Origin of the sequence: Castellaniella sp., from assembly GCF_004321985.1 — a bacterium.
In the GTDB taxonomy this organism is placed as follows: domain Bacteria; phylum Pseudomonadota; class Gammaproteobacteria; order Burkholderiales; family Burkholderiaceae_B; genus Castellaniella.
This window is the reverse complement of the sequence record NZ_SCQN01000015.1, coordinates 1-3457: the sequence shown is the minus strand read 5'-3', so window position 1 is coordinate 3457 and position 3457 is coordinate 1. Positions and strand designations below refer to the sequence as shown.

4 protein-coding genes are annotated in these 3457 nt (G+C 63.2%); all 4 read right to left on the bottom strand.

What is annotated here, in order from left to right:
* On the bottom strand, positions 1-237 hold a 237-nt coding region (locus tag EPN31_RS04480), incomplete at its 3' end, for a methylated-DNA--[protein]-cysteine S-methyltransferase (protein ID WP_367188292.1).
* A gap of 257 nt (positions 238-494) precedes the next feature.
* Entirely contained in the window at positions 495-959 is a 465-nt protein-coding gene (locus EPN31_RS04475) for a chromate resistance protein ChrB domain-containing protein (protein ID WP_291770107.1), read from the bottom strand.
* Positions 960-980: 21 nt separating this feature from the next.
* Entirely contained in the window at positions 981-2183 is a 1203-nt protein-coding gene (locus tag EPN31_RS04470; RefSeq protein WP_291770105.1) for a chromate transporter, read from the bottom strand.
* A 25-nt stretch (positions 2184-2208) separates the two neighbouring features.
* Positions 2209-3174 carry a chromate resistance protein ChrB domain-containing protein gene (locus tag EPN31_RS04465; RefSeq protein ID WP_291770110.1) on the bottom strand — a complete coding sequence of 322 codons (966 nt, stop codon included), beginning with the start codon at positions 3172-3174 and terminating at the stop codon, positions 2209-2211.
* Between the last annotated feature and the right edge of the window lie 283 nt (positions 3175-3457).

The following is a 3457-nucleotide window of genomic DNA, read 5'->3' as shown; positions in this document are numbered from 1 at the left end:
TTTTTGGAAAGCGGTGCCGCGCAGCGAAAGAGGCAGATCAAACGATCTGCGCTTGCCGCTGAAGTAAGCGCCGAGTTGTTCGCACGTCTCGATGAATGCCTGGTCATCGCGCAGCCAGTCCTCCTGTATCGGACGCGGGTGTTTGTGGTGTTCAAAAGTCAGCTGACAGAGCCCGGCGGAATCCCTTGCAAGCAGCAGCGGACCCAGCGGCGAATCGAAATAGCCATAGCGTGTCATGTCGGGCCCAGTCAGGAGGAAAAGATTGTACGCTCAGGGGGGAGCGCGGGGGGAACCTGAGCCACTGGGGGGTCAGTATTACACCTGCGGTGACATGTCCTTGCGAAAAACCCTCTTCTGGCCGGATTATGCCGAAAACAAAACGGCCGGATTATGGTGAAAGGTGACTCCAGCGCTGCGTCAAAGCGCCAGTTCGGAAACGGCGACGCTGTGCATGAGGACTTCCCTAAAAATGCCCCGATTCATCAGTTGGCCCGCTATGCCGGGGGCATCGCAGGCGGCCATCGATGCATTTCGTCTTGGCACGACTGGCACCAGGCATAAAGGGCATCGTACATGACCATGCCGTGGCCAAGCATGGCGTGGTCATCGGTGTACAGGTGCGAGAGCCCCAGCGACAGGGCGTACAGCCCGCCCGACTGCGGCGTCAGGTCCAGCCGCGAGGTGTCGGCGCCGCGGACGATCACGGCCAGTTGCTGCAACGCCGGGTTGTCCGTCAGCTTGTACCTGTCGAGAAAGGCATCGAAGCTGCATAGCTCGCCCACGTGCGAGAGTTCCGCACCGGGGATATCGTAGGGAATCGCGCCTGTTTCTTGCGCGATGCGCAGCACATCGGCTGTTGGCACGTAGAGGAATTCCGGTGTGTTATCGATGAACCGGGCGATCAGCCACGGGCAGGCAATGCGGTCGATCTTGGGGCGTTCGCGAGTGATCCATTGCATGATTGGCTCCTTGAAGAAGGCTTAGTGCAGCAGCGGGTAGACCGCCAGGCCGATCAGCGCCGCGCCGGCGACGATGATCGGTTCAGGTAGCTTCTTGAAGCGCAGCAGCAGCGCCACCGCGGCCAGGGCCAGCAACAGGGTTGGCAAGTCGACGATTGAGCGCCGAGCGATCACGATGACCGCGCCAACGATGGCACCGACCGCGGCGGCCGTCACGCCGTCAACAAAGGCCAGGATGGCCGGCAGCTTGCCATACTTCTTGAAGTACGGCGCCGGGATGATGGTGAACAGGTAACACGGCAAAAAAGTGGCCAGGGCCGCCACACCGGCGCCCGGCAGGCCTGCGACCAGATAGCCGATGAAGCCGACCGTGATGACCACGGGTCCGGGAGTGATCATGGCCACCGCTACGGCATCGACGAACTGCTTGTCGTTCAGCCAATGAAAATCAGTGACCACACCGCCGTAGAGGAACGGCACGATTGCCAGCCCCGAACCGAAGACGAAGGCCCCCGCCTTGGCGAAGAACAGCCCCATCTGCGAGAGCAGCGGCCAATTCATCGTGCTTAGCGCGCCGCCTGTGGCTGGCAGGGAAACGGCGACGATCGCTTGCAGCTTGCCGGGTTTGAGCCACTTGGGCGGCGCGCGCCAGAACCACGCGATAATGCCTGCGGCCAGGAACAGCCAGGCGATCTCTGATTCGGTGATGACCGTTACGGTAGCAAGCACCAAATAAATGGCCCACAGCAGCCTGTCTTTGCCCACGATCTTCGCGGTGAGCTTGTATCCGCTGATGGCGATGATACCGATCACGGCAGTGCCCACACCGTAGAACACCGATTGCATCCAGGATAGGCCGCCGAAATGGACATAGGTCCAGCCCAGGGCCACGACCATCAAGAAAGACGGCAGCACGAAAAAAACACCCACCAACGTAGCGCCCGGGATTCGGTAATGTACGTAGCCCAGGTAGATGGCGAGTTGTGCAGCCAGGGGGCCTGGAGCAAGCTGAGCCAGCGACAGGCCCTCTTTATAGTCGCCGTCGGTGATCCAGCCGCGTCGGTCCACCAGGTCGCGGTGCATATGGCCGGCCAGGGCGACCGGGCCGCCAAAACCCAGGGTGCCCAGCCGGACGAAATACCAGACGAGTTGCCAGAGGGTGTAGACCGGTTGCGAGATCACCGGCGGCGCGCTGTGGCGGGTGGATTCTTGAGCGGGAGTCATGGTGGTGTCCCCGAACAGAAAAAAATCAGGTCTTGCGGCCACCAGCGAAGTGGGCATACAAGGAGTCGAGCACCGTGCCGGCTTCGGCCAGTAGCGCGTCGTCGTCGGGCAGGCGCTTGCGGGCGCCGGCCAACATGGCTTCGAAGCCGGCGGCTTCGGGCACCGCCACGCCGCCGACATCGAGCGCATGCACTAATGTTCCCAGGTACGCGAGGCCGCGGTCCTCGTCCAGGCCAAAGCTGGCGAGCAGAGCTTCGAACGAGATCCGGTTGCCCACGTGCGTGAAGGTGGCGTCGTCGAAATCGAAGCCCAGGGCGTCGGCCGGACAGTCGGCGGGGCTCTCCAGCCACAGAAAGCGCGCGGCCGGATCGATGAAGCGTTGGATCAGCCAGGCGCACGCAACGCGGTCGACCCAGAGATGGCGGCGCGTTGCCCAGAGGCGGCCCCGGTAGTGCGTGGGGTCGCGCCGGGAGATGTCGCCCGCGGCCGCATGCGGCTCGCCGGGCGACAGGATGGCGGTGATGGCGTTAGAAAAGTCATGCCACCGCGCCTGCGCGCGAAGCGTGGTCTCAGCAGGGAAGAAATCGATCCCGCGCAGCGCCTGGTAACTGCGTTCGTAGCGGTGCAACAGGCGATTGAGCTCGGCCGGGCTCAGCGCGGTCAGCGTCTGGCGCGCCTCGAACAGCTCGGCCAGCCAGTCATCATAGTCGGCCGTGCGGTCGAACAGGGCCTGGAGCGCGATGGACTCGTTGGCGTCCCGGGCCTGGACGTGCAGCAGCCAGGCTTGGCCGCCTTCCTCGCGGGTCTCGGCGGCCAGGTCGGTCAGTCGGGCAGCCTGTTCGGCGTGGGCCGGCAGCAGGTAAGCGCCGTCGCGCAAGGCCGCGCAGCCTTGCGCCTTGAGGGCGCGCCAGATGCGCATGCGTGCGGTGGCGCCGCCAGTCGGCAGGCTGATGATGAGCAGGAGCCAGGAAGAGGGATATCGGGTGTCCATGAGCAGCAGAATAGGTAGATGGTGTGATCTCTGCAATAGAGTAGAGATCGCTACATAATCCTTTCTGACGAACCGCCCTTCCCTCCTTCGAGCATGGACAGGACACTTACGCCCGCACGGCCTTCACGTCGACCTCACGGGCGCGGTGCATACGAACACGTCGGGCGTCGACCGTACCTCAGAATTCAAGGGGCAGCCAGCGGCCAAGCTCATAGCGCCGCAGCGCATCTCCCTCATAACGCCACAGCAACATCCAGCCGTTATCGAACAGTTGGCCCAGGAC

What these genes read in the sequence shown, in the direction of transcription:
- EPN31_RS04475 (WP_291770107.1), bottom strand. Translation starts at nt 959, where the DNA reads ATGCAATGGATCACTCGCGAACGCCCCAAGATCGACCGCATTGCCTGC.
- EPN31_RS04470 (WP_291770105.1), bottom strand. Translation starts at nt 2,183, where the DNA reads ATGACTCCCGCTCAAGAATCCACCCGCCACAGCGCGCCGCCGGTGATC.
- EPN31_RS04465 (WP_291770110.1), bottom strand. Translation starts at nt 3,174, where the DNA reads ATGGACACCCGATATCCCTCTTCCTGGCTCCTGCTCATCATCAGCCTG.